Origin of the sequence: Actinopolymorpha pittospori, from assembly GCF_014873875.1 — a bacterium.
GTDB classification, from domain to species: domain Bacteria; phylum Actinomycetota; class Actinomycetes; order Propionibacteriales; family Actinopolymorphaceae; genus Actinopolymorpha; species Actinopolymorpha pittospori.
On the sequence record NZ_JADBEM010000001.1, the window covers coordinates 2,400,975 to 2,426,668 of the forward strand.

The 25,694-nt window shown below is 66.1% G+C and carries 21 protein-coding genes; 15 read left to right on the plus strand and 6 right to left on the minus strand.

What is annotated here, in order from left to right:
- Nucleotides 1–397: 397 nt before the first annotated feature.
- The 3 genes from HEB94_RS11390 to HEB94_RS11400 all read right to left on the minus strand — a co-directional run bounded on the left by HEB94_RS11390 (nucleotide 398) and on the right by HEB94_RS11400 (nucleotide 3,387).
- A complete protein-coding gene (locus HEB94_RS11390) occupies nucleotides 398–1,561 on the minus strand; it encodes a hypothetical protein (RefSeq protein WP_192749869.1) in 1,164 nt (387 codons plus the stop codon).
- Entirely contained in the window at nucleotides 1,539–2,648 is a 1,110-nt protein-coding gene (locus HEB94_RS11395) for a hypothetical protein (protein ID WP_192749870.1), read from the minus strand. The genes HEB94_RS11390 and HEB94_RS11395 overlap by 23 nt, the downstream gene beginning before the upstream one ends.
- A gap of 361 nt (nucleotides 2,649–3,009) precedes the next feature.
- A complete protein-coding gene (locus tag HEB94_RS11400; RefSeq protein WP_192749871.1) occupies nucleotides 3,010–3,387 on the minus strand; it encodes a GntR family transcriptional regulator in 378 nt (125 codons plus the stop codon).
- 377 nt (nucleotides 3,388–3,764) lie between these two features.
- On the opposite strand from HEB94_RS11400, the gene HEB94_RS11405 reads away from it, so the two are divergent.
- The 7 genes from HEB94_RS11405 (at nucleotide 3,765) to mobF (ending at nucleotide 13,222) form a co-directional block, all read left to right on the plus strand.
- Entirely contained in the window at nucleotides 3,765–4,154 is a 390-nt protein-coding gene (locus HEB94_RS11405; RefSeq protein ID WP_192749872.1) for a helix-turn-helix domain-containing protein, read from the plus strand.
- Complete coding sequence (locus HEB94_RS11410; protein ID WP_192749873.1) at nucleotides 4,151–4,735, plus strand: hypothetical protein; 585 nt, start codon at nucleotides 4,151–4,153, stop codon at nucleotides 4,733–4,735. Before HEB94_RS11405 ends, HEB94_RS11410 begins: the two co-directional genes overlap by 4 nt.
- On the plus strand, nucleotides 4,732–5,097 hold the full coding sequence (locus HEB94_RS11415) for a hypothetical protein (protein ID WP_192749874.1): 366 nt from the start codon (nucleotides 4,732–4,734) through the stop codon (nucleotides 5,095–5,097). The genes HEB94_RS11410 and HEB94_RS11415 overlap by 4 nt, the downstream gene beginning before the upstream one ends.
- On the plus strand, nucleotides 5,094–6,866 hold the full coding sequence (locus HEB94_RS11420; protein ID WP_192749875.1) for a type IV secretory system conjugative DNA transfer family protein: 1,773 nt from the start codon (nucleotides 5,094–5,096) through the stop codon (nucleotides 6,864–6,866). The genes HEB94_RS11415 and HEB94_RS11420 overlap by 4 nt, the downstream gene beginning before the upstream one ends.
- Nucleotides 6,863–7,519 (plus strand): hypothetical protein, encoded by a 657-nt coding sequence (locus tag HEB94_RS11425; RefSeq protein WP_192749876.1) that lies wholly within the window; start codon nucleotides 6,863–6,865, stop codon nucleotides 7,517–7,519. The genes HEB94_RS11420 and HEB94_RS11425 overlap by 4 nt, the downstream gene beginning before the upstream one ends.
- Nucleotides 7,516–8,481 carry a DUF2637 domain-containing protein gene (locus HEB94_RS11430; RefSeq protein WP_192749877.1) on the plus strand — a complete coding sequence of 322 codons (966 nt, stop codon included), beginning with the start codon at nucleotides 7,516–7,518 and terminating at the stop codon, nucleotides 8,479–8,481. Before HEB94_RS11425 ends, HEB94_RS11430 begins: the two co-directional genes overlap by 4 nt.
- Nucleotides 8,482–8,848: 367 nt before the next feature.
- On the plus strand, nucleotides 8,849–13,222 hold the full coding sequence (gene mobF, locus HEB94_RS11435; protein ID WP_192749878.1) for a MobF family relaxase: 4,374 nt from the start codon (nucleotides 8,849–8,851) through the stop codon (nucleotides 13,220–13,222).
- Between the two features lie 56 nt (nucleotides 13,223–13,278).
- Here mobF and HEB94_RS11440 read toward each other — a convergent pair whose 3' ends face one another.
- The gene (locus HEB94_RS11440) at nucleotides 13,279–13,632 is read right to left on the minus strand and encodes a hypothetical protein (RefSeq protein WP_192749879.1); all 354 of its coding nucleotides are present in this window, start codon (nucleotides 13,630–13,632) and stop codon (nucleotides 13,279–13,281) included.
- 294 nt (nucleotides 13,633–13,926) lie between these two features.
- Here HEB94_RS11440 and HEB94_RS54490 point away from each other — a divergent pair, with 294 nt between their 5' ends.
- Nucleotides 13,927–15,330 carry a nuclease-related domain-containing protein gene (locus HEB94_RS54490; RefSeq protein WP_192749880.1) on the plus strand — a complete coding sequence of 468 codons (1,404 nt, stop codon included), beginning with the start codon at nucleotides 13,927–13,929 and terminating at the stop codon, nucleotides 15,328–15,330.
- On the opposite strand, the gene HEB94_RS11450 is transcribed toward HEB94_RS54490, so the two are convergent.
- The gene (locus HEB94_RS11450; RefSeq protein ID WP_192749881.1) at nucleotides 15,296–16,555 is read right to left on the minus strand and encodes an IS701 family transposase; all 1,260 of its coding nucleotides are present in this window, start codon (nucleotides 16,553–16,555) and stop codon (nucleotides 15,296–15,298) included. The two genes, HEB94_RS54490 and HEB94_RS11450, sit on opposite strands and share 35 nt — an antisense overlap.
- Nucleotides 16,556–17,470: 915 nt before the next feature.
- Between HEB94_RS11450 and HEB94_RS54495 the strand changes: the two genes are divergently transcribed.
- From HEB94_RS54495 to HEB94_RS11465, 3 genes are all read left to right on the plus strand, one after another.
- On the plus strand, nucleotides 17,471–18,811 hold the full coding sequence (locus tag HEB94_RS54495; RefSeq protein ID WP_420481584.1) for a dsDNA nuclease domain-containing protein: 1,341 nt from the start codon (nucleotides 17,471–17,473) through the stop codon (nucleotides 18,809–18,811).
- Between the two features lie 796 nt (nucleotides 18,812–19,607).
- Nucleotides 19,608–21,419 (plus strand): hypothetical protein, encoded by a 1,812-nt coding sequence (locus HEB94_RS11460; protein ID WP_337917614.1) that lies wholly within the window; start codon nucleotides 19,608–19,610, stop codon nucleotides 21,417–21,419.
- Nucleotides 21,420–22,194: 775 nt separating this feature from the next.
- Nucleotides 22,195–23,193, plus strand: coding sequence for an ArdC-like ssDNA-binding domain-containing protein (locus HEB94_RS11465; RefSeq protein ID WP_192749884.1), 999 nt, complete (start codon nucleotides 22,195–22,197; stop codon nucleotides 23,191–23,193).
- A gap of 109 nt (nucleotides 23,194–23,302) precedes the next feature.
- On the opposite strand, the gene HEB94_RS11470 is transcribed toward HEB94_RS11465, so the two are convergent.
- Nucleotides 23,303–23,554, minus strand: a complete 252-nt coding sequence (locus HEB94_RS11470; protein WP_192749885.1) for a GntR family transcriptional regulator — start codon at nucleotides 23,552–23,554, stop codon at nucleotides 23,303–23,305.
- A gap of 239 nt (nucleotides 23,555–23,793) precedes the next feature.
- On the opposite strand from HEB94_RS11470, the gene HEB94_RS11475 reads away from it, so the two are divergent.
- The 4 genes from HEB94_RS11475 (at nucleotide 23,794) to HEB94_RS52395 (ending at nucleotide 25,615) form a co-directional block, all read left to right on the plus strand.
- Complete coding sequence (locus tag HEB94_RS11475; RefSeq protein ID WP_192749886.1) at nucleotides 23,794–24,138, plus strand: hypothetical protein; 345 nt, start codon at nucleotides 23,794–23,796, stop codon at nucleotides 24,136–24,138.
- On the plus strand, nucleotides 24,135–24,269 hold the full coding sequence (locus tag HEB94_RS52390) for a hypothetical protein (RefSeq protein WP_273375380.1): 135 nt from the start codon (nucleotides 24,135–24,137) through the stop codon (nucleotides 24,267–24,269). Before HEB94_RS11475 ends, HEB94_RS52390 begins: the two co-directional genes overlap by 4 nt.
- Nucleotides 24,270–24,652: 383 nt before the next feature.
- A complete protein-coding gene (locus HEB94_RS11480; protein ID WP_192749887.1) occupies nucleotides 24,653–25,447 on the plus strand; it encodes an ATP-dependent DNA ligase in 795 nt (264 codons plus the stop codon).
- 39 nt (nucleotides 25,448–25,486) lie between these two features.
- The gene (locus HEB94_RS52395) at nucleotides 25,487–25,615 is read left to right on the plus strand and encodes a hypothetical protein (RefSeq protein WP_273375381.1); all 129 of its coding nucleotides are present in this window, start codon (nucleotides 25,487–25,489) and stop codon (nucleotides 25,613–25,615) included.
- The last annotated feature ends 79 nt before the right edge of the window (nucleotides 25,616–25,694 follow it).

The following is a 25,694-nucleotide window of genomic DNA, read 5'->3' on the forward strand; positions in this document are numbered from 1 at the left end:
TGTCCTTTGTGCTTGACGGGTTCCGTGCCAGTGAGGATAGTCCTATCAGAAGGGCAGGGTGCAAAGTTTGATCTACATCCCCCCGCGTCGGGTCGTGTGGAAGCAGATCAGCGCTGGCCAGTGTCCGCTCGGGAAGTCGGTGACCCGTTCGGGCTCGCGCATGGTGAGTACAGCTGTCTCACTCGGCACAAGGTGTACAGCGATGGACCGGGGATCGCCGAGCTTGAAGCTGATGGTCGAGTCGCTGGTGGAGCTTGCGCCCTCTATTGGGCTCCTCGCGATGAGGAACTGCACTCGCGCCCACGTCGGGATGGCGGGCATTCGACCCATGGTCTCATCGCTCCTGAGTCGCCGGAGCGGCCTCGGTATGTTCGCTAACGAGCTGTAGCTGATATCCCTACGGCTTGTAGCCGCCGAACGCGGGACCGGTAGGCCAGAGCTCACGCAGATCCTCAGGACTGAGCGGGTCGCGATATGTAGCCGTGAGCACGGCCTGGATAGCGGCGTCATCAGCGTCAGCGAGGTTGCCGAACCAGTCGATCCCTGTGGGGTAGGACCAGAGGTAGGAGCGGAGCTGTGGGTTCGCTCCGCGGTCGGTGAGGAAGTCTGAGATCTGGGCGTCGGTCCAGTAGGGCACGCGGGCGCGCACATGCTCTGCGCACTCCTGGATCGTGGCGCCGCTGTTGATCGCGAGGTGCAGCTCGCCACGGACGAGTTGGGTGTAGTGGTCTAGCCGGACCCGGGTGATGAGCAGTTGGTCGTCGGGAGCGATGAACAGCGGTAGGGCTTGGGCGAGGCCTTCGAGGAGGACCTGCTGGTTGGCGTGCACGGACATCAGGCGTACCCAGGGAACGTCCTCGCTGGCACAGCGGGCCGACCAGCTGGCGCCCTGGAGTCCGTGGCCGAGAACTTCGTGGAGGGCGAACTGCCGCGCAGCGACCTCAGTGAAGGTCGCTTGGCGCAGGTTCAGCCGTAGCCGTACCTGGTCGCCTACGCCGTCAAGCCAGTACGCCCAGTAGGCGTCGACGTCGGCGGTCTCGATGGTGAGCTCGAAGGGCGCGTCGGAGCCGGTCTCGCGGCGTACGGCCTTCTCGTAGGTGTCGACGGCTGCGCGGATGGCGTCCGGCGCGTCAGCGGTGTCGATGGGGCCCTCGACGGCCCTGAACTCCTTGTCGGTGTCCGGCCCCCATGCGACTCCCACGTCCGCGAGGGCGGCGCGTGCGATCTCGCCGCGCTCGCGCACGTACTCATCCGACCAGCCGGCGGCGCCGCAGCCTTGGGTGGCGCGAACATAGGCAGCGAACGGAGGACGTTCACCGAGCAGGCTGCCGAGGTATGCGAGGTCGGCGTTCAAGCGCGCTGCGACATGCGGCGTGCGGTAGTCGTCCGCACGGCCGCGGAGTTCCTGGAGCCGGCGGTAGACCTCGAGACGGCTGCCTGCGGGCTGGATGCTGTCCGTCGTGGGGTGGCAGTCGAAGTCGATGACCGCTGCTGATCCGCGGTTGACTTCGTACAGGTGCCAGGCCCTGAGGACCGACTCAAGCTCGTCCCGGAGGTTCACGGATCACATCCCAGTGCAGGCTGACGTACTGGTTGGGACGGAGGTAGTCGCGAGTCAGGGTCATGATCGCGTCCTCGCCCTCGTAGTCCCAGATGAGCGTATCCGCGGCTGACTCCTCCGATCCATCCGGGCGCTCCTCGATCGCTGAGCAGCTGCCCAGACGGATGCTCTTCTGCCGTACGCGCATCGTGAAGTGGCGGGTGAACCTGGGGAAGAACTGGCGCCAGTAGTGACTGACGTCGAACTTGCCGCCGCGGCAGGAGTAGCCGACCCGTGCCGTCTCGCCGGGCTTGATGGGTGGCGAGACCTGGAAGGCGAACTTCGACATGTCGGCGGTGTCGTGGATGCGCTGGATCGCGACTCGGCGCTCCGATCCGGCAGTGGGTTCGATCGCGAGCGATTCCCCATCCACGCACTGGAACCAGATGTCTCGTGGTACGCGGGCGAGGGGCCGGTTGCTGAGGTTGAGGAGGTCGAAGCCGTAGACGACGGTGGCCTGCCCGTCCGCCTCGATGTCGATGTGGATGGTCTCGGCCAGTTCGACGACGTGCCCTGCGAGGCTCGCAAGCTCCTGCATATCGTCGTCGCTGAAGCGTCGGATCTTCTGCAGCTCCAACAGGCGTCGACTGATGGTGCGAGCAGCGTCGCTGGCCGTATCCAGGTCAGCGCCGCTTGGGGCATCGGTCAGCGAGAACGTGGGTTGGCCGAGTGCGGACGGGCCTCTCACTGGCTGGCCCTTGCCCCACGCGACATCTGTGAATGTGGGCGCTTCGAGCCGCTCGTCCAGGACGCCGAGCAGCTGGTTCGCCTTCTCTGACCCCGTGGCCGCAGCCTCCCTGGGTGGTCGCTCTGCCTCCTCCGGAGGGCAGCGCTCAAAGAGCTGGCGAGCGGTGAAGCCGGTGAACATCTGCTCAAGTACGCGACAGTGGAACGGGTAGGGGAGTCCCTGCAAGTCGCCAGAGAGCCAGCGGTGCAGCTGGGCGCGGCTAGGGGCTTTGCCTACGAGTTCGGAGTCGACGACCTTCGCCGCCTTGTCGTACTCGGAGCAGAAAGTTCGGTAGGTCTGCCAGTGGCGAAGCTGCAGCAACGTCTTCAGTCTGATTGGGGGACTCCCCATTACCCACCCTTCGTCGCCCCCGACGAGACAGAGAAGCAGCATAGAAGCGACGCCCTGAGTACAAGAAGTTGAGGTAGCGACACGTGCGGTGTCGCAACGCAACATGTCTGCCCTGTTGACTATCTGTGTCTGGCTGGCTGGGTCGCATGCCGGCGACAGAACTGTCAGGAGGTACAGATGGAGCCCGAACCTCAGCGTGGCGAGGAGCGCAGCGAGGTGTTGGCGGGCAACGAGGAGGCGGGAGGTCTACTACCTGGCGAGCTGCGCGACATTGCCTCTCGGATTGCTCGACTCGCGTGGACTGTGGACGAGCTGCACGTCCGGACGGCTGCTATCGAGGCGGCTGTGCGGGAGGGCGACGCGTACCTCGCTCGATGGCATCAACTCGGTCGCTCAGCTGGTCGACGCTCGACTGAAGGGAGCTCAACAGCCGCATGATCTCGAGGTACTCCGGACTGTGGCGCGTTGCGTCGGCTTCGGTGGACCGGACGAAGACTCCCAACGGCGGGTGTGACTCCACGACGCCCTCGGACTTGAGCGTGTCGAGTGCCCGTTGGATCGTGTTGCGGCTCACGTCGTACTGCTCGGCGAGTTCCCGCACCGAAGGAAGGCGCTGCCCAGCGCTGTACTTGCCGCGCTCGATGGCGCGACGCAGATCCTCGGCCAACTGGGCGTACGGCGGCCGCGGGTCATCCTTGCTCACCCTCACAGCGGCGAGCCTAGTCACCTAAGCCACACCAGGCCAGCCTAGGACAACGCCGACCCATGACAGCCCAAGCTAGCTTGGGCTATATTGAGACATAGGTTCCTGCTGAGGCAAAGGAAACAGGAACGGTGCAGATGATCCGGCGCGCAGACCGGAGGCGGACCTCCGAAGCAATGCAACGTCACCCCGGGCGAGCAGCCCGCGAGGGGTCCCCAGGGACTCAGACGCCTGCGGTCCGCTCGCGACAGATACGCCGCTGTAGCGGAGCGAAGGAAGAAGAACAGCAGGAGTAACCCAAGCGGCGCGAGGGCGGCGTGAACCTTTGGCGAGAGACCCGCCGCCCCCGTGCCTTCCAACCCAACTCACAAGGAGCGGATGGCATGTCCGAGCTTAGTGAAGTCAATGGTCCTGGCAATGGCTCTGCCACCGGCCGGCCCGAGTTGCGCGACCGCGTACGAGGCCTCGCATTGCAGAGCGCGCTGCGGAAGCGGGCGGCCGGGGTGCCGACGTACTCGGTGCCTGAGGCCGCGGCGTTGTTGAGCGTGTCGCAGGAGCACCTGTATCGGCTCATCCGCGCGGACGCGTTCCCCGCGGTTCGAATGCGACTCGGTGCTGATCAGGGGCGCTACGTCGTGCCCGCGAAGGCTGTGGAGAGGCTGCTCGACGCGGCGACAGGCGCCGGCGGCTGCGTCGAGGTCGGGCAGTGGACGCCGACCTGGCAGGACCTGCCCGCTGGCTCCTCCGCGTTCCGCGGTGGTGATGCCGCATGAGGGCCAACGAACAGCTGGTTTGGGTCGACGAGGCCCACGACCGCGCCTACGCCTCGGACGGTGTGAGTCGTTACGGCGCCTACCTGCGGGATTGCCTGCTCATCGACGAGGGCGAGCCGCTGGACGCGGTGTCGTTCGCCGCCATGGCGTGGAGGATCGCCTGCCAGCCGGTGATGAGCCCCGGGTTCGTGCGGTTCGGCCGTGACGTGTCCTCGGTGCGGTGTCGGCGGAATGACGAGAACCCAGAAGAGCTGGTCACCGACCTAGAGGTACTGCTGCCCTGGCCCGTCCACCTGGACCGGCTCCGGCTTCGGGGCTGGCGGGACTGGGACCGCGAGCGCCCATGGGCGATCGACGACCCAGGCCCCTTCATCGAGCCGGCCCAGGAGTGTCGGGCGCTGATGTTCAGGGCGGACCTGCAGCTGCCCACGAGCACCGTTGGTCTGCCTGTTCCGGCGCTCCCGGGCGTCGACGTCGAGGCCGCCAAGGAAGCCGTCAGCCTGCTGTGTCAGCGGATCAACGCCGGCGCCGGACCGGTTCTCGACGCGCTGTCGACCAGTTGGCGGGAGGTGCGCCGATGAACGACATTACGCACGCGCGCGGCGGCCAGACCGTGGACTGCCACCGCTGTCAGGACTCCGGATGGGTACGGATAGGCGCCAACGACCCGGACGGCGTGACGCGGATCGTGGAAGCGTCCTGCCCGGACTGCTGCGGAACGCCGGGCCGCCTGCAGGACTGGCGGGACTCCCACCGCTGGTCGTCCCGCCAGATGCCATGCCGATTCTGCGCGGCCCCGACGAACCTGCGCGACCTGGACGGCCGGCCCGCGCACAAAGTGTGCGCCGAAGCCGCCCAGCCTGGCGACGCAGCGCCGGCCAACCACTCAGCCGAGGCCGCGCCAGAGCTGCGGGTCGCCGATCCAGAGGGGAGGGGCCGATGAGAAAGCAGGTCCGTCGAAGTGTCCTGCCCCAGGTCAGCCTTGTCGGGCTCGGGATCGCGGGCGTGGGTTGGCTGATGCAGTTGATGCCCGCCCGAACGCCGGGTCGGGTGTGGTGGCCGTGGCTGGTCGTCGCTGGACTGGCCGTGACGACGGTGGCCCTCGGCTTGGTGTGGAGTCGCCGCGCCGGCTCGGCCGGGCAGGTGGGTCGCTGGTCGCGTCGTTCCCGACGTAACGACGGGGTAGCGTCGGCCTGGACGATCCTTCGCGTCGCCAGCGGGTGGGCGATGCGGCGCAAAGCCACCGTGTTACGGCCGTCGTTGGCGCAGCTGAACGTCGCACGCCGCCTGTGGGTGTCGACGCGGGAGTTCGCCACTCCGCTGGCCCGGGTCGGCTGGCTGCTGGTGTGGTCGGCAGTCGAGGACGTCACGTTGCGGATCGGTGGCCCGCGGACCGGCAAGACGGGGGAGTTGGCGGGGCGGATCCTGGACGCCCCGGGCGCGGTAATCGCGACGTCGACCCGCACCGACCTGATCGAGCTCACCCGTGGGCTCCGGTCCAAGCGAGGGCCCGTCGAGGTGTTCAACCCCAGCGGAGTAGGCGGGTTGCCGTCGACGATCACCTTCGACCCCCTGTCGGGCTGCGAACAGCCATCGACGGCGACCTCGCGGGCGAGTGACCTGCTCTCCGGAGTGAGCGCGCCGGGAGCGGGAAGCGACCGGGAGTTCTGGGCCAGCCAGGCCCGCCGGGTCCTGGCCTCGTTGATGCACGCCGCCGCGCTCGGCAAAGCGTCGATGCGGGACGTGCTCGCCTGGGTCGCGGACCCGGATGCGAACGCGGCCGAGGTACGCCGGCTACTGCGGCGCTCGCCGGAGCCCGCGTATGAGTCGGATGCTCTGCAGTTCCTGTCCACCAACGAGCGGACCCGTTCATCGATCTGTTCCACGATCATGCCCGCGCTGGGCTGGTTGACCGATTCCACCGCTGCTGCCGCGACCCAGCCCGACCCATCAGGGCGGGGTTTCGATGTGGCCGCTCTGCTGGAACGGCGGGGCACGGTGTTCATGCTCGGTGCGGAGGACGCCCAGGTAGCCCCGCTGGTCACCGCGCTGACCGGCCATGTGGCGCGGGAGGCCCGCCGGATCGCAGCCGACCAGCCCGGCGGGCGACTGGACCCTCCGCTGACCCTGGCGCTGGACGAGGCGGCGCTGATCTGCCCTATCCCGCTCGACAACTGGACGGCGGACATGGGCGGACGTGGCGTGACGATTCACATCGCCGTGCAGTCCCGGGCGCAGCTGCGGCAACGCTGGGGCGACACCGGAGCCGGGGCGATCATGAACAACGCCGCGACCGTGATGGTGTTCGGCGGCACCCGCGACCCAGATGATCTGGCCGCCTACTCCACCCTCGCCGGCGAACGGGACGAGGAAGTCGCCACCCACGACCACGACGGCAAGCTCACCTCCATCTCCTACCGGCGGGTGCCGGTGCTCTCACCGGCACAGATCGCGCAGATCCCGGTCGGGCAGGTGGTCATCATCCGACGCGGCATGCCGCCCGCGATCGGCCGTGTGCAAATGGCCTGGCGCCGACGCGACGTCCGCCGCGACCAACGCCGTACCGACCGAGACATGCGCCGATTCCGCCACGCCGTCGCGAAGCAGAGCCGCCTGCAGGTCTCTGAACCGGCTCCCGCAGAAGCCGAGTCAGTGGAGGCCACCGGACACATGCGTGTCGCCGCCGACCAGGAGAAGGGAGAGGACGAATGAACGGCGCCGACCCGCAGGCCGACGCCGCCGCACTGGCCGGCCTTGCGCGGGAGGTTGAAGCGTTGCGGCTGGCGGTCGAGAAACTCAACGCGCTGCCCAAGCGGGTCGAGCAGCTCGCCGAGCTGGTCGCAGGGCTCGGGGAAGCCACCGCGGCGCGGTCCCGCAAGAAGGTAACCGAGGGCGTGGCGTCGTGGCTGGCCCTGCCCGCCGAGACCGCCGAAGCGATGGCCCTGCTCGAGGAACTGCTGGAGTGGCTCGAACGGGTGTACCTCCGCTACGCCGACGCGGCGGCGACGCTGCCGGAATGCTGGCTGTGGCACCCTGACGTCATCGAGGAACTGCTGTGGCTCAGCTACGCGTGGCGCCTCGCCTACGAAGATCCGGAGTCGTCAGCCAGCCTGCCGGGTGACTGGCACGACCGGCAGCGGCCCGGCGTCGTCCGCCGGATCAAAGCGGTCGCCGGTGCCTGCTCCCTGGAGAACCACCAGCCCGGCGGCGAACACCACCACCCGGCACCGACCGCGCCGCTGGCCGACGCGCTGGCGCTCATCGCCGGCTGGTGGGGCGCGCGCCGCGATGACACGGCCCCAGAACCCGGCGAGCACCACGTGGCCGCCGTCGCGGCACGACGTACAGCACGGAGGCGCCCATGAACACGGCGGCATCCACCGTGTCGGAACCACACGTCGACGGCACACAGAGCGACGTGCAGCCATCCGGCGCAGGCCACGAGTCCGGTCCGTGGCAGGTCGAACTGCCGACGGCGGAGCGTTCAGAGGACGCCTCCGCTCCCGCGCCGCCCGCCGCTGGGGAGGACCCTGCAGAACTCCGGGAGCAGGCGCGGCAGGCATACCGGGAGTCCGTCGTGGCTGGCTCGCCGCTGACGGGCAAGGCACTCGGCGCACGGTTCGGACGCGGCGAGCGATGGGGCCGAGCCAGAATCAACGAAGCCCGCACCACCACGGCGCCCGATCCGGCGGAACCGGAGCACCAGGGCGGCGCACCCACATCTGCGCGGCATGAGAACGCAGAACCCCCGGAGTCTGCGTCAGCCGACCTGCCACCCGCCGCGCGCGACGCGGCCGAAGCCGGTGTGCCGGACGAGGAAGACGGCACCCGCGCGGCACAGACTTCCGGACCGCCGGCACATGCCGGCACGGCCGCCGCACCCTCCGGCATGCCGGCGGATCGACTGGCCGGAGCGTCGCAGCCACGGGCGGCACGCCTGGTGGTGTGGTCGGCGTTCCTGCTCGGCATCGCGGCATCGATCGCGGCGAACGTGGCACACGCCCAGCCGGCCTGGGGCCCGCGGATCGCCGGGGCGTTCGTGCCGCTCGCGCTGCTACTTGCCGTGGAGTGCATGAGCCGGCCCTCCTGGCGCCGGTCCGGCCTGTGGTGGGGACTGGCCCGGTACGGCGGCACGGGCCTGGTGGCCCTGGTTGCCGCCGTCATCAGCTACCGGCACATGGCCGGCCTGCTGGAGCGCTACGGCGAGGACGCCCTCAACGCCCACCTCGGGCCCCTGGCGGTTGACGGCCTGATGGTCGTCGCGGGCTTCGCCCTGCTCGCCATCAACGACACTCACGCCCGCGAGGCGACCAGGAGTCCCGAATGACCACCAGCGATCAGCCGAGCTCTGCGAACCCAGGAGACCGACCACTGACCACCACGGGTGAGAACGAACGCACGGAGACGAGAGCCACCGGTCCACGACGACCCAGGGAGCGCAGCGACAGGACTACTCCCATGACCACATGTACGACCGAGAGCAAGCCAAAGAACAGGACCACCCGAACCGTCACCTACGACAGCAGCAGGACCAGATCCGAAGGTGACTATCGAGCGACGACCGACCCCCAGCAACACAACGTTGAAGCTCAAGAGGAGGAGCCGAAGAGCAGTACACACCTAGGCATCACGATCCGATGGGGGGTTCGGGCCGCTGGCGCGGCCCGAACCAACTGGGGTGGTGAGGGCCGGTGATGACGGTGTCGTCGGGGCACTCTGCGGGCTATCTGACCGGTGCTGTCGCCGCTGGGCGGGAGAACTACTACACCGGCGCCGTCGCGGCCGGTGAGCCACCGGGACGCTGGTGGGGCAAAGGCGCGGAGAAGCTTGGTCTGACCGGTCTGGTTGACGCCGAGGACATGACAGCGCTGTACGAGCACTTCATCGACCCGCGGGACCCAGCCTTCCGAAACCCCGGTGAGTGGGCCGAGGCCGACCGCCTCGGCCATACCGGCCGTCGCTACGCGAGTGCGGAGGAGATCTACGCCAAAGCGCTGGCGGCCGAGCCGGACGCCGACCCCGAACGCAGGGAGCAACTGCGCCTGGAAGCCGGGAAGAAGGCGCGCGCCAACGTCGCGTTCCTGGACGCCACGTTCAGCGTGCAGAAGTCCGTGACCCTTCTGCAGGCCGCGTTCGAGGCGCAGGAGGTGGCAGCACACCGTGCCGGGGATGAGGACGCATCAGCGGCATGGGCGGCACACCGGCATGCCGTCGAAACGGCGATCTGGGCCGGCAACCATGCCGCCTTGGAGTACCTCGCGGAACATGCCGGCTACTCCCGAGTCGGCCATCACGGCGGCACGGCGGGACGCTACGTCGACGCGCACGAGTGGACCGTGGCGTCGTTCTTCCAGCACGACAACCGCAACCACGACCCGCAGCTGCACATCCACAACGCGATCCTCAACCGCGTCCAGGGCGCCGATGGGGAGTGGCGCACGCTGGACTCCCGGGCGATCCACAAGTTCCGCGGCGCGGCCGCCGCCGTGGGGGAGCGGACCATGGAAGAACACCTCACCCGCTCCCTCGGAGTCCGGTTCGCGACCCGCCCGGACGGCAAGGCCCGCGAGGTGGTCGGCATCCGCAAGGAGGTGCTCGACCTGTTCTCCACCCGCCGTCGCGCGATCACAGCGAAGACGCGGGAGATGGTGAAGGCGTTCGAGACGAGATTCGGGCGGGGACCGAACTCGCTGGAGCTGGACCGGCTGCAACGCCAGGCCACCTTCGCCACCCGGCGGGCCAAGGCGCATGAGGGTGAGACGGTCGAGCAGCGCCTGAACCGGTGGGACCAGCAGCTGCGCGGCGAGGTCGCCGGCGGGCTTGCGGAGGTGGCCCAGACCGTCCTCGCCCTCGCCGGGGAGACACCTCGCGTCGACGCATTCTCCCCGGTCGATGTGGTGGAAACTGCGCTCGCCGAGATTCAGGCCACCAAGGCGGCCTGGACCCGAGCGGACCTCGTGCGTGCGGTCAACGGGGCCCTTCCCGACTACCTCGGGGGCATGGACGCAGCCCAGATCCGTGAGCTCGTCGAGAGCCTGGCGGACGCGGCGATCACCTCGAAGTGCCTTCAGCTGACCGCGGAAGCACCTGGCGCCAGCTCCGTGCCCGACGAGCTGCGGCTGGCCGACGGGCGTTCGGCCTACGACCGGCCCTCCGGCCGACTCTTCGCCACCCTCGACCACCTGAGCAGCGAACTAGCGCTGCGCGCTGCGGCCGTCGAACGCGGAGCTCCAGCGCTCACGGCCGATGTTGCTGCCAGCTTCGTCGCGCGGATGGCCGAGGCGGGGATCGAGCTTGGCGCAGACCAGGCCGCCGCCGTGCGCGGCGTTCTCACCTCAGGCGCGAAGGTTGAGGCACTGGTCGGACCGGCCGGCACAGGCAAATCGTTCGTCGTGGGGGCGCTGGCCCGGGCATGGCAGGACCCGACCCTGTGGGACGGCCGGCAACGCCTGGTGGTCGGGTTGGCGGCGAGCCAGATCGCCACCGAGGTCCTCGCCGGCGAAGGACTCGCGGCCCGCAACATCACCCGCTGGCTTGCAGGGCAGCAACGCCTCGCCGAAGGCAGCGCTGCAGGCGACGACCCGGCGTGGGCACTCCACGCGGGCGACCTGGTGGTGGTCGACGAGTCGGCGATGGCCGCGACCGCCGACCTCACCGCGATCCGTACGCACGTGCAGGAGGCGGGGGCGAAACTTCTTCTGGTCGGGGACCACCGCCAGCTCGCCGCAGTCGGCGCCGGCGGTGGCATGGGCCTGGTCGCCAGCACAGGCGTGTCCCACGAACTCGCCGAGGTGCGCCGGTTCACCGCCAAGTGGGAACGCGACGCGTCCCTTCGCCTGCGCGAAGGCGATGACACCGCGTTGGCCGAGTACCGCAAGCACGGCCGGATCGTCGACGCCGGCACCATCGAACAGGCCGAGGCAGCCGCCACCCGCGCCTACCTCGGCGACACCCTCGCCGGCCGCCACACCCTGCTCATCACCGACACCAACGAACAAGCCTCCCGCGTAGCCGCGCACGTGCGCGCCGAACTCGTCCGCCTCGGCCGCGTCAGCGAACACGGAGTGCAGCTCGGACTTCAGGGCACCGTTGCCGGTGTCGGTGACCTCGTGCAGGCCCGCCAGAACGGCTGGCACCTCGCCAACCACGCCGGGAACCAGCGCGGACCCATCAACCGCGAGCACTACCGCGTCCTCGACGTCGCTGAGGATGGCAGTCTCATCGTCGCGCCGTTACTCGCCCGCGGGCCCGACGGAGAGAACCTCGGGAAGCGCATGACCCTGCCGCCCGCCTACGTGGAGCAGCACCTGACGCTCGGCTACGCCAGCACAGTCCACGCCGCCCAGGGCATCACGGTCGACAGCTGCCATACCGTCGCCACAGCCCGCACCGGTGCCGCCGCGCTCTACGTCGGGATGAGCCGCGGCAGGGACAACAACACCGTGTACGTCACCACGCGCGCCGTTCCCGATGACGCGCCAGTCGGTGCGACCGCTCAGGCGGAGCACCGCGATCCGCTCGCCGTCCTCGCTGGCGCGTTCGAGGTTGCTCAGGACGACCTGGCCGCGGCGGCAGAAGCCGAAGACAGCGCCGCGGAGGCCGCCTCGATTCGTACGGCGGCGGAGCGATTCGCCGACGTCGCCGAACTCGCCACCGCCGGCCGGGCCGCCGCATCCCTCGACCGACTCGTCCACGCGGGTCTCCTCACCGCCGAGCAGCGACAGAACATCGCCGCCGACGAGGCGATGACCACCCTGACCCGCGTGCTACGCCAAGCCGAACTCGCCGGCCATAACCCGCACACCACCCTCGCTAGTGCCGTGACGTCACGGCCACTCAACGACGCGCGTAGCCTCGCGAGCGTTCTCCACCACCGCATCACCGAGACGGTTGGCCTCGAACCCACCGGAGACTCCTACACCGACTGGATCCCAGCCGTCGACGACCCCGCCAGGGCCCGCCACCTGACCGAACTCGCCCACGCCGCCGACACTCGCCGCGCCCAGCTCGGCGCCGAAACCCTCGAGCAACTGCCGCAGTGGGCGCAGGAGGCGCTCGGCCCACCCCCCGACGACCAGGCGGAGCGCGAGCAGTGGATAGGGATGGCTGGGCTCGTCGCGGCCCACCGGGAGCTCACCGGCCACGACGACGAGACGGTGGCGCTGCCCGGACCGCCAAAACGGGGGCAGATCGAGGAGTACGCCTCCTGGCGCGCAGCGTGGCGGGCGCTCGGGCGACCCGAGGCCGGCCGCGCCGAGGCTGAGATGAGTGACGGGCAACTCCGGGTCAGGGTCCGCGCATACGAGCGAGAGAAGACCTGGCAACCCGCCTATGTAGCCCACGAACTCGCGGGCACCAACCAGGCCGAACAACGCCACCGCCACACCGCACACATCCGAGCCGCAGAAGCAGAAGCCGCAACCGACCCCACCGAACGAGCCAGGCTCACCGCCGAGGCCGTCCAAGCGACAGCACTCGCGGACGCGCTCGCCCACCAGCGAGCGCAGCTAGAGCGAATCGACCAGGTACGGGCGCTGTGGTACGCCCACACGGCCGAAACCCGCGCCGTCGCCGAACGAGCCAGGGCTGAACTAGCCGGCCGTGGCGTCGACCCTGACCAGCTCGAGGACCGCACCACACCCGAGGAATGGCTCGCCGCCCATGCCCAGGCCGACCAGGAGGAGGACGCACACCGACCTATCACGGAGGCCGACCTTGCCGACGTCGACGATCGCCATACCGGCGGAGACCTGTCGACCTTCGCCGACGAGCCCCACCTGGCGCCAGACGATATCCGAACCCAGGTCGCAGAGGAGTCGGCTCCAGCGCAGACCAACACCGACGACTGGACCACGGTGCCCACCCCCGACCAAACCGCCGACACCATCGCCCGCGCGCAACGCGCCCTACGAAAGATCCAGCAACGCCACGAACTCGAAGAACGACACGCGCAAGAGGAAGCCCGGACCGCCGAACTCAGCCGATGGCGCGTAGACGACCAGGCCGAGGAACACGCCGACGCCGACCACCAGGGCCGCGGGATCGAGCTGTCGACCCCGTTGGACTAAGCGAGCCACCGCCATGTGCCCGGACCTTGCCCCGAGGTCCGGGCACGTTCGTATCCTCAGCGGGCAAGCAGTTGGTCGAACGGCTCCGAGCCCGGCACGAACTGCTCCGGAAGATCACGGACGCCGAGCCACCAAGCCAGCCACGAGTGGACGCCAAGCGCCAGGGTCTGATCCCCAGCCCGGTGACCCTCTAGGACGTCGACGGCGAGGCGCAGTTCGTCGGCTAGGGCCGCTTGGTCTGCGGCATGCACCAGCGCAGGGTTCTCCTGCACAGCCAGCCGCTCGACGTCGGCGCTTGTCAGGCCGGCGCGGGCCATCGGCCGCACATCCGTCAACTCCAACGCCCACTCCGCCGCCGTGTACGCGCCAACGATCGCCGGATACTCAAACTCCTGCCGCAGCCTCGCCACGCCAGCCCAGGCACCCTGGACCTGTCGCCGCGACGGCCGAGGAGTTCCCGGAACTCGCCTATACAGCTGCGTCACCACCATCAGCTAGATCTCCTCTGGTCCGGGGCACCTCAGCCTCCTGGAAGCCACCGACAGCCCATAAACGCGACGCAGGCTGCATCAAGTCTTGAGGCTCTGCGGGCGCCACCTCGCGCGGCCGGTGCTGATGCCGGCATGACGCAGCTCGAAGGGCGCTACCGTTCGGATCTACACATTTACAGCGCGTGGCGAGGCTGATGGTCCTAGATTGTCACTATGAGTAGTGTTCAGCTGAAACGGTGGACCGTCCAAAGGCACGATCGGCTGTATGTCCGCGCACACAACGGCAGCGAACGCGGTTACGTCGATCTACGCACCGGTCAACCGTGTCCCGAGGCTGGGCTGGCGTGGACCGACGATATAGCTGTTGCCGTGGGCACGTGGCTAAGGTCAAACGGATTCGCTGCCTACGCAGCCCGATGGCCGACCTCGATCAAGCCCGCCGCCGCCACGCAGAGTCTTGATCGTGATGTGACATCGGGCACTCAAGAAGCAGCCGAATCGCGAGAGCGGCATTCAAGCCGGAAAGGCAGCCGTCTGAGCGATGCGAGTGTAGAGAGACCGACCGACCTAGCCGCCAACCGAGCGGGCGAGGCGGCCCAAGCCGCGGCGAACGCTCGCAGGACAGGTTGGGCTCGAATCGCAGCACTGCTCGGGCGACGTACTACCGACCAGTCCTGGCGGGTCGGGGCACAAGGTGAGCGGATGGTCGGCAGGACGCTCCGCTGGGCGCGCCCGCTGGGCTGGCAGGCACTTCACGCCATCCCCCTCGGCAACCAAGGCGCGGACATTGACCACGTTCTTATCGGTCCCGGTGGAGTCCTAACCGTCAACACCAAGCACCATGCCGGGGCTTCAGTCGAGGCAACCAGAAAGGATGTTTACGTCCGAGGGACGCAACAGGACTATGCGATCAAGGCTCGTCGGGAGGCACGCCGGGCCTCTGAGATACTTGCTCAAGCAACAGGACGGTCCGTAACGGTTAGCCCGATACTTGTCTTCGTCGGAGCCAGTCGCATCCGCGGCCGCCGAACAGGCGACGTCCGTGTCTTCTCCCGCCGTGCGCTGCTGTGGCATCTACTTATACGTCGCCGCGTCCTCAGCCGCGCCGAGCGGGACGAACTGTACGAAGCGGCACGCCAGCCGGGGACATGGCGGACGAGAACTAAGTTCGGCTACCTTGCTACCCGGGATCCTGCAGATTCTAGGATCGTCCGACGTCGGAGCGAACGTCGAACGGCGAACGGGATGGGTTCTGGCTACGGGTCCGCACCCCTCCGGACGCGTCGCAGTAAGGGCCGGGGTAAACGATCCGGCACCCTTAGCCGAACAACCCGATGGGGTCGCCTAGATCGACTGCTTGGCTTCTGCAACCCAGCTACACGCTGGTGGCTTGAGCAGCAGGCTGATCTTCAGCTCATACGCACGTTGAGATGGGTTAGACCACTAGTAGGACTTTGTCATGTCGATCATGGTGGGGCGAGTGCTTCGATGTGGTCGATGGTGACTTCTTGTCGGCAGGTGGGGCATGCGCCGGCGATGAGGGCGAGCACGATTTGTAGCTCGTGTACGACTGCGTACAAGCTCAGGCCGGCGCATCCTGTTTTGGGTCGAGTCTGACCATGGTGCAGAAAGCTTGGGCGATCGCGACGAGTGTGACGTGGCGGTTCCAGCCGGTCCAGGAGCGTCCTTCGAAGTGGTCGAGTCCGAGCCCGGTTTTCAGTTCGCGGTAGTCATGTTCGATCCGCCACCGGATCTTTGCCAGGTCGACGAGCTGATCGATCGGTGTCTCGGCAGGCAGGTTAGAAAGCCAGTAGTCGGTAGGCTCGTTCGCCTCATCGGGCCATTCGACCAGCAGCAGCTTCGCCGGCAAGGTCCCATCGTCTGCGCGAGGGATGTCGCGGTTGGCCGGACGTACCACGAACACCGCGAACTTCGAGGTCATGGCAGCACTCGGATTACCTTTCGTTTTTCTGGTCCCCTGCCGCCACGCCACCTCCTGGTAGGCATCGCGGCCGGCCGCCATGGCGATCTCGCGCAGACTCGATGCCGGCTTCGGGTAGTGGGGCTTGGGACGTCTGCCACGACCACCGTTACGTGGCGGTCTCACCGGCTCCGCTTCGCCGGGGTGGGCGCTGGTGCCGGCTTTGAGTGCGACCACATAGTCCAGACCACGTTCTTCCACGCCGAGCCGGAACCTGGTGCAATCCCCATATCCGGCATCGGCAACGACGGGAAGCCTCGGCGACCCCCATTCGGCTTGCTCATCAAGCATGTCCAGCGCGAGCCGCCACTTCTCGACATGCCTCACGTCGTCAGGGACTTTGGATTCGGCTCGCTTCCGGCGGACCTTCTCGGCCTGCTCGGGATCATCACAGGCCTTGTCGTCCCAGCTTTCCGGGCAAAACAACCGCCAGTCAACCGCCGCCGAGCAGGTGTCGTTGACCGCGTGAACACTCACCCCGATCTGGCAGTTGGCGGTCTTGCCCAACGTCCCGGAATACTGCCAGGCCACACACGCCGAGGCAGGCCCGTCCTTGGGGAATCCGGTGTCGTCGATCACGTATGCCCGCGGCCCAATCGCCTGCGCAGCCCACGAGCTCAACCTGCGCCGCACCGCGGTGAAATCCCATGTCGAGGAAGTGACGAACTGCTGCAACCGCTGATGATCCACACCCAGCCGCTCCGCCATCGGCTGCATCGACTTACGCCGACCATCAGTCAACAGGCCACGCAGATACAACTCACCCGTGGCACGCTGATCCGAACGCGCAAGACAACCCAGCATGTCGGCTGCGAACTCGCCAAGCCTCGGCCGCAACTCCGCTATCTGATCAGGAGTCATGCACCGACCATGTCAGAACATCAACCACAGAACACGAAACGACACACCTAACAAAGTACTACTAGGTTGGCGCTCGATCTATGTTGAGCGAAGCATTCTCAACTTTCAAGTTGGCCACGTACTAATTGGCCCCGGAGGAGTTCTGACTGCCCATCCTACCTACGAACACAGGAAACACTTGAGCAAGGAGTCATCGGAGGAGTCTCAGAAAGTTCCCGCTGCCGAGGTCCTCAGCAGATTATCCGGACGGCCAGTCGGGGCTCGCCAAATCGCTGTGCTCATGGGCCCCTTACAGTTCAGAAGTCGATACCCGTGTGGCCAGCATCTAGTCCACCGCCGGGGCTTGATCTGGTATCTAATGCGTCTCCCGCGCAAGCTAAACCGTAAGGAAAGAAGGGAGTTGGTGCGGCTAGCAAGACAACCGAACGTATGGAGAGACTGGACTCGATAACGACACCGCTGCTTCGTGCGTTGGCTCAGTCGGACGGAGGGTCAGTCAGCCCCCAACCGAGCCTGTCAGGACTGCGGCGTGGTGGTGCCCCAGCGTTGGCCAAGTCCACTAGGCAAACTGCAGCGGCTTCAAAGACCAGTGACGGTCGTCGTCATCTGGCTCGCTAGACCTATCTGCGCATTTGCGCCGCGGACTCGCCACGCAATGCGGTGATATTGTCACGGTCCGTTACTGACGCCGTGAGAGATTGGCCATGACCGGTCCGGACCTGAAGGTCCTATGCAAACGAGAGGGCGCTAGAGTACGTTTTGATCATGGGGGGTGTGATCGGTGCGTTGTAGTTCAGTAATCTCCTGGACTTGGAGACTAAACCTCGACGTTCGAGCGAGCGAGCGAGCGCGTGAGGTCGCCGAGGCGCTGTCCAAGACTTGTCGCATGTCGCAGGGCCTTCTCGGGTGGACCAAGTGAACGTTGCTCTTGAAACGGCGCCTGAAGAAGACAGTGGTGCACAGACGCAGGATCGCTATGCATGGCAGCACCACTGCACTGCCGTTGATTGCGCCACGATGATCCTTGAGGATTCCGAGGTGCAACGAATCGTCTGTGAAATCCACGAGGATTACGTCGTCGTCCGTGGCGAAGATGACATTGAGTTTGTGAGCTGTAAGCACCGCGAAGCTTCCCAAGGACCTTGGTCGCTGATTGACATTTGCCTTGCTGGAGGAATAGCTCACCTGTTCTCTCGATGGCATTCCATGTCGGCCTCTCGCGTCCGCCTTATGACGAATGCAGGTCTGAAGTCAGGAGCAAGCGAGGCTGGGGGACTCTTGAAGGCATGCTCGCGGATAGCGGACGGCGAGCCGTTCGATGACGACTTGACCCTCTGCCGGGACGAGTTTGCAAACGCGCTCCTGGCGGCCCGGCGTCAAAAGAAGTTCTCGGGCATACCGGAGACTCCTAAGCCGCCCCGAAAGAAGGCGGATAGGTCACCTCCACCACCCGATTTCCTTGAGTTAGTAGAAAAATTCATGAGCGTTCTGCGTATCTGCCCTGATCTGCCTGCGCGTACTTATATTCGAACCCAGCATATTGAAAACGTCATGCGCCCAACGCTAGATGCGGGTGGCCATGACACTACGGCGTCAGGTGAATGCTATGACGCGCTGGTCACTCTCGTAGCAGCAAGGAATTCGGCAGACCCGCTGAGGGGACAGTATGCATCTTGGTTGACTGAACCGAAGTTCGGGAGTGCTAAGGCCAGCTTGGCTGCGTTAGTTTTGTCCCGAACCATTGTTCGCGAGGACGTCCTGCAGACGCTTGCTAGCTCCCCAGATAGGCCACTGCTAAGGCGATGGACAACCACGGGCCATGAACGCCTGCGCATTAAGCTGGTTGCAGGCGGAGTACGCGGTACACGGGTAAATGGGGCTCTTCGACTGAGAGAGGCCTGGCAGGCGCAGTGGGAGGAATCCAAGAGAGACCTCCCGGGCGATGAGGCGGAGCGTCAAGACCTGGAAGCGAAGATATTGGATCTCGCAGGGGACGTTGAGGCTGAGGTTGCGACAACGGACGCAGAATGGGGAGATCGTATGTACGAGACCCTCCGAGCCCGCCTTCGAGGCGGTGGGGTGACACCAGTGTCCAGCCTCGCTCTAACAGCCGAGCACCTATTTGGCCTTGCGTTGGACCTGGCTTCCGAATGTGAAGTGTGGTTCAGTGATGAATTCGACGTAGAGGCTGCACTCGCGGAGGTCGGGCGTGCAACTTCGTTTGGCGTGATACAAGAGTCGGGGGTAACGCAGTGACAGGCGCGGGGCAGATGCTCGATGACGCCGTTCAGGTAGCCTTGCATGCTGCAGCTAATCGCCAACTTGCGGTCGCGCGCCAGTCGAGGGAGCATTCGTCCACAAGCGCTCAAAGACTTTCCCGTCGTAAGCGCGAGACGATGCTCAGGGAGCGACGCGAGGCTGAATACCACCAAGCGCGGGTCTTGTTGCTGATCTCTGCGTTCGCTGGCAAGACTGGCGTTTTCGATGGGCTTACCAAGCTGGCAAAACTGGACTTTCTGCTTCGCTATCCTGTGTTCCTTGAGCGGCTAGCGGAAACGGGAGTGACGGCACTCGAGCTCGACGATGTAACACGGCCAACGCCGGAGGAGCGTGGAGCAGTCGAGTCGCGCATGCTCCGGTATAAATACGGACCGTGGGATGACCGGTACTACGGCATAATCGGTGCTCTCGTGGGCCGCGGTCTTGTCGAATACGTGTCCGGGAGACGCGGCAATGTGACCCTTCGGCTGACAGATGGAGGGCGCGCAATCGCCGGAATGCTCGCGAATGAGCCTCCGTGGCGGACAACAGCTGCGCGATGCGACATCTTGCGACGGGCGTTTGGCCGTATGGCTGGGAACTCGATTAAGAACCTTATATACGAACGCCTGCCTGACGTTGTTGATCGACCGCGCCGTACGGAGATATGATGAGCGTTCGGATGCGAGTTGACGAGATTTCCTTGTCAACGGATGCCGATGAGTACACATTTTCATTTGCTGCCCCGTGCACTGTTCTCGACGGCCCAGTGGGTACCGGGAAGAGTAGCTTGTTGGAACTGATCAAGCATGCGTTGGGCGGGAACGCGGTTCTGACTCCAGTCATTCGTAAAGAGGTTCACTCAGTACGGGCACGGCTGTCACTTAACGGTACTTCGATCATTGTTCAGCGGGCACTTGGTAGGGCGGGCACCTCGGTCGAGTTTCGAGATCCTCGGGACGACGGATTCATTGAACAACTATCGATTCGGTCCCGCGGCGACCAGGCAAGTGTAAGTGATCGGCTTCTCGGCTTACTCGGCATACCGGCTGTTGAGATTCCCCGCGCACGCACCCGAGCTACTGCCGCGTCCGTCCCCCTCACTTTCAATGACCTGTATGCGTATGTGTACGTTGAGCAGCAGGATATCGACCGCAGCGTCGTGCACCATACTGAGGTCTTTCGAGAACCTAAGAGGAGGGCCATCTTCGAGCTTCTATTTGGCCTCGCGGATCCCCAGCACCTTGCGATGGAGACGGAACTTGGCCGGGTCCGGGACGGCCTGCGTCACGCGGAGAGTCGTGCTGCTGCGGTCCGTACATTCCTTCATACGGCGACGGATCAAGATGAGGAGAGCCTTCGCCGTCGTAGGTTGGCGCTCGGTGAGAAGGCCGAGGAAGCGCGAGAGGGCCTTGAACGCCTCCGAGCCGAAATTTCCGCGAGCACTAGTGCCCACCAAACCCTTCGAGATGAAGTTCTTAAGGCTGAAGAGGATGCCCAGGAGGCTTCGGAAGGGGCTCAAGCAGCAGAGACCGAGGTCGCAAGGCGAGAGCATTTACTTGCTCAGATGCGGGTCAACCTAGTGCGCGAAGACAAGGCTAGGATCGCGAGCCGCCGGCTCTCTCCGTTGGAGTTCGTTGTTTGCCCTAGATGCACCCAGGCGCTGGAAGAGGGCAGATCGTCTGCTGGTGTGTGCGCCCTTTGCTTGCAGCCTGACCCTCTTGCAGGCATGGAGTTTGAGACTCCGCTCGATGATACGGACGAGCAGATCGCCGAGTTGGACAATCTTTTGTCGGTAGCGATCAATGACGCGGAGAGGGCTAGAGATGTCGCCCGCGCTACGAATCGTAGGTTGGCGCATTTGCGACAGGCACTCGATGTTGCGACCGCGGAGGCTGTGACACCCAGGTTCAATGAAGTCGAGCTATTGAGCGCCACCCGCGCTCAGGCGCTTGCGGACCTGGATCACATCCGCAATGTCTTGAATTTCTGGGATGAGTTGAAGGCACTCGATGCCACGGTGAGCGCTCTTATATCGGAGCGTCAGCGTCTTGAAGAAGCGCTAAGGCGATCACGAGCTAAGCTCGAAGCGCGACGGTCTGTCCTTGGTGACCTAGGTGATCGATTCAACGAAACCGTAGTGGCTCTTCAGGTCCCTTGGGCCGCAGATGGCTCGATTGACCATCGGACCTATCTTCCTCTCGTTAACGGTGAGCGGTTTGAATCGCTAGCTGTAGCTGGTGGAACTAAGACGATCGTTACCGTCGCTTACCATCTAGCGCTTCTCGGTCACGCCTTGGCTGAGCAAGATACGCTGCTACCTCAGATGCTTATCCTTGACACCCCTCGGAAGAATTTGGGGGTGAACCCTAGCGACAAGGCTATGGGAACGCGAATATACGAACGTATCCGCGCACTAGTGGATGCCTATCAAAACAAGGTCCAGTTCATCATTGCTGAGAATGACTTCTTGGATGAGGCAGATTGGGCGCGGTCGCTACATTTCGACTACGATAATCCTCTGCTGCCCCATGTGGTTCATCCTGGAGAGGAGGCAGTGAAGGCGGGCCGATTGGATACGGTGGAGACGCTGCGACGTCGTTAAAGGCCGAGGAGTATCCGGCCTGGAGGCGAAGAGGGGTCTGGTCTGACACGTTGGGGTGCGCGCCTCCGACAAAAGCGCCCACGCTGGTCAGTACCACACGCGTTACTGATGGGTAGGACGTCGCGGTCGCTCCGCTAGTCGTGGCCCTCCCCACAGGGCACTTTGGCCTACGCCGGTCGCACTCAAGTGGGGACCGACCGCCTGCCATCAAATGAAACCGCTGGTCGCGGTCGAAATCCGCCGCTGACGCCGTAGCTGACAATGACCGCCGGCGGTCCCGCACCGTCCGGATGCTCCGGATGGACGACATTCGCAACCCGACGAGGTTGCTGTCGTTCGGCGGCGGGACCGGAAGCGGACCGCCTTCGGGACGCCGGTGACCGCGATCCTGAGAGCTGAAGCGGTGCGCTTGTTACGTTGCACAACCTCAAGGTGCGGTGGGCGGGCATTAACTGGGGCGCGGACCGCGAGCAGCTGCATATAGGGACCACATGCCCGCGACACTTTGGCGCAGGCTGTGGTCAAGTCTTGATCCGCGTGGAGCGCCTTCGGCGCGCTGAGCCTCAAAGAGCGTTCCTTGCCATCCCGGCCCTTCAAGTCTGCGGGCGCGCTCCCGCCACGCAAGATCGTTCGTCCTCGCTGCGCTGCGGGCGCTCCATCTTGCGTTCTGGTCGCTCATACGCCCGCTGACTCTTCGGTGCCGGGACGGCAAGGAAGAAGGTCGGCCAGCCAGGGTGCGACCACCGTTCCGCGGCGAGCGGAAGGGTGGACTGTGGTGGCGACCGCAACGAAAACCAGGAAGACCCGGAACGACACGGCCAGGGCGCGGGCGGATCGAGCGGAGAAGGTCGCCGGACTGGTGGCTCAGATCGCTGACAAGGCGCAGGAGCTTGCCACAGCGGAGGGCTGGCAGCGGATGCTCACCGGAGCTGCGGCCGGTCTGTGGCGCTACAGCCTGAACAACCAACTCCTGATCCTCGCCCAAGCCGCCGAGCGAGGGATCAGCCCGACGCAGGTCGCGGGGTACCAGACCTGGCGCTCGCGCGGGCGCCAGGTCCGCTCCGGGGAGAAGGGCCTGGCCATCCTCGCGCCCGCCGGCAGGTTCCTGGTGGATCTCGACGAGACCGAGCACCTCGGCGAGGGCCGGATCGTAGAGCTCCCGGACGGCACGAGGAAACGCGAGATCATCCGCTACCGGACCACCTACCTCTGGGACATCAGCCAGACCGACAACCTCGACTCCGGCGAGCCCACGGATGACCAAGACTCTGGCGGGCACGCCGACACCCAGCCAGTACTGGTGGGGAACCTGACTCTTCAGGTCGTGGACCTCGAGGAGCTACGGGCCGGGCTTGCCGCCCAGGTCGCCGCAGCCGGCTACGCACTCAGCTACGGGACGCCGACTGCCGGCGCGGACGGACACACCGACCCTCACACCCACAGCGTCGTGGTGGGCAGCCACCTGAAGCCGCTACAGCAGGTGCTCACCCTCGCCCATGAGCTCGCCCACATCGCCCTGGGACATTGCGCGCCGACCTACGGTTACCACGCCCATCGCGGTCGCGCCGAGGTCGAAGCCGAGTCCGTCGCCTACGTGCTGCTTGGCGCCTGCGGAATCGACATGACCGATGCGCCGATCCGATACGTCGCCGAATGGGCCGGCAACGACATCGACGCGATCCGCGCCGCAGCCACCACGGTCACCAAGACCGCCAAATCCCTCCTCGACGCCCTCATCGGAGCCGAGGAAGACGCCGGCGAAGCCCTGGACTAGGACGCGCGGGCGCCTAGCCGACCCAGCAAGTCAGGCTAGGCGCCCGCACGATGCGTAGGCCGGCGGTGCTTGTACTGCGTGCATCGGGGCTTCGCGAGGAGGGCCGCGATCACTTCCGCTTCACGAAAGTCCCGCGCTGGGGAGCGGTCTGCACCAGGTCGTCTGCCACCAGGACGGTGAGAGCATGGCGGACCGTTCCTCTGGAGATGCCGTACTCCTCGGCAAGACGCACCTCACTGGGGAGCGGCTTGCCAGGCTTCCAGTCCCCGCGCTTGATCCGGGCCGTGAGGATGGCAGCGAGCTGCCTGTACGGCGCCTCGTAGGCGATGTGATCGATCTGATCGTCAGGCCCCAGCTCCATATCCAGGACGTTAGAGAGCTAACCGACGTCCGGGACGGGCACTAAGTCCTGCACGTACTGAACATCCTGGACTAGCTGTACCAGTCGGGCTACCGTGAGTCTCACCCCGGTGGGGCGGTCGGAGTTCGCGCGCCGACTCAGACCACACCCGGCCGCTTCGCCGGGACCCAACCGGGATCGCTGGTAGGAGGCGTATCAGCGATCCCTCACACATTGATCACCTACGAAGGGGAGGGGTTGTGGCAGACCGAGACGACGTGCTCCGAGCCGCCCGACTGAGGCTCGACGCGACCGCGGAGCTCGAGCGGATCAAGCTCAATGACGAGGACATGGAGACGGCTGCGCAACTCCTCGCCGACCTGTGGACAGTCCTGCACGCGTACGGCGCGTTCGACGACTGCATGGCCGACGTCGCCAACGTCCCCAAGTTGGCGGTCCTGACGACCCAGGCCGTGAGACGTCACAACCGCGCCCTCGCGGCAGTCGCAGACCCAGCGACCTACAACCCCTATGTGATCTCCGGCCCCCTGCGCACCCTGCCCATCGGGCAGGCGTCACCCACAAATCAAGGAAGGCGCAAATGACCCCACTCACCCCCGGCAACGGCTCCTCCAGCGGCAACGGCTCCAGCTCTGTCCTGATCGATGAACAGGTGCCCGTCTCGACGATCTGGAGAGCCGGCGACCCGATCGGCCGAACGATCGAAGAGTTCTAGTCCAGGCCCACCACGGCGATGCCGAGGGGTCCGGGCAACCCCTGGAATCCCTCCACAATCTATCGAACACTTGTGCGAACATCGCCTATGATGAACGCGACGGGGGTCGCACCACCTACCAAACTGGGCAGGGAAGTCGGCGCGGTGCGGCCCCCGCTTCGCTTCTGTGGATAGCGGCGACGTGGTGGCAAGGCGTGCGGGCATCCTTACGTGCACGTTCGGGGCGCGCCACCCTCGCGCCCGCCGGCCACGCCCATGCGGAGGTGGGGCGGGCACGTCGGAAGGAACCCCGAGCGCTGATCAACAACCTCGGCCATACCGTGGGAGCGATACCGCATCACCTGAGGTCCCCCGCAGTGCGCATCGCCGGGCCTATCGAGCCCATGCTCGCCAAGAGCATCGACCGGTTACCTCCACCTCGGGCCGGCGGATGGCGTTACGAACCGAAGTTCGATGGGTACCGCGCGCTGGCCACAATCCAGACAGATAGCTCCGTACAGGTCCATTCGCGGCGCGGCACACCGCTCGACGACGCGTTCCCCGAGCTGGTGGGCGCGCTGTACGCCTACCTGCCTGCAGGGACGGTCGTCGACGGGGAGATCGTCTGCTGGGCCGGGGGACGGCTCGACTTCAACCGTCTGCAGCGCCGCTACGCCCAGCGCCGTCACGCCCGCGAGCTCGCGGTCACCCAGCCTGTCCACCTGGTCGTCTTCGACGTGCTCGAGACCGCGCAGGACGGTGATCTGCGCCGCCGTCCGCTACGAGAACGGCGTGCCGTCCTGGAGCGGCTGTTCCGTCGAATCCCGGCCCGGTCGCCGCTGACCCTGGCCATGCAGACCTCGGACCCGGCAGTGGCCGAGGAATGGTTCGACACGATGGCAGTCGCCGGGGTCGAGGGCCTGGTGATCAAACCGGCGAACAGCCCGTACGTCTGCGGTGCGCGGGTGTGGCTGAAGTACAAGTCGCGGCAGACCACCGACGCCGTGGTCGGCGGGGTGACCGGCAGCCTCCACCGGCCGGCGGCACTGCTGCTCGGCCGGTACGGCTCTGACACCGGACGCCTCCACTACGCGGGCCGGACCACCCACCTGAGCGACGCGCAGGCTGCCGCGGTCGCGCCGCTGCTGGTTGCTGCGATTGGCGGGCATCCGTGGCCGGTCCGGCTCACCGTGAACTGACGGTCCAAGCCGACCGGCTACCACCAGGTCGCGCCGCTCGTGGTGGTGGAGATCCGCGCGGACATCGCCACCGATCAGGGCCGCCGGTGGCGGCACGCAGTGCGGCTGCTGCGGGTGCGGGACATCGCCCCGGACGAGGTGCCGCTCGACCTTGACCTGGAGGCGTGAATCGCGCGCCGCGACGTAAGCGGCGCTCGCTGCCCGGACTTCGCCGCAGCGATCGGGGCCGCACCAGCTTCTCTCGAAC